Genomic DNA, 514 nt, shown 5'->3' with positions numbered 1-514 from the left:
GACGAACAGCGCGAACTGGCCGCCAAGTACCACGTGCGCTCGATCCCGATGCTGCTGGTCTTCAAGAACGGCGAAGTCCAGGCGCAGCAGGTTGGCGCGGTGGGCAAGGCCCAGCTCGCCGGCATGCTGGACAAGGCCCTGGCCTGACCCTGGCAGGCAGCCGGCCCCCTCCGGCTGCCACGCGGGCCTGCGCCCGCATGAATGACCCTGCCCCGCCCGGCTTGCGCGCTGCCGCGAGCCGGTGTTAGTGTCGGCATATCCGGCCGCATTCGCGCGCCGCATCTTCTGGACGTTGTTTCCTTCCAGATCCTTTCCCAACGTTCRCCGCCCTGCCGGGCGCTCGCACCTTCTAGCGAGGAATCCAGCACTTGTCCGATATCACTACTTCCGAACCCGGGAGCGCCGACGCGCCTGCCGAGAAGCGCGTGCGCAAGCCGCGCGTCGCCAAGGCCGCCGCCAACACCGCTGCCGAAACCGGTTCTTCTCCCACGCATCAATCCGCCCTGCCCCTGGC

Annotated in this window: 1 protein-coding gene; it reads left to right on the top strand. The window is 68.4% G+C overall.

Translation table 11 applies throughout. The annotated features are described in order from the left end of the window. The coding region (locus ACXJKJ_RS32285; RefSeq protein WP_457395843.1) for a thioredoxin family protein at positions 1-147 on the top strand (147 nt) is incomplete at its 5' end. Between the last annotated feature and the right edge of the window lie 367 nt (positions 148-514).

It is taken from the genome of Roseateles sp. P5_E1, assembly GCF_054049335.1.
Note: the sequence above shows the minus strand (reverse complement) of the source record. Positions and strands in the feature narration are given on the sequence as shown.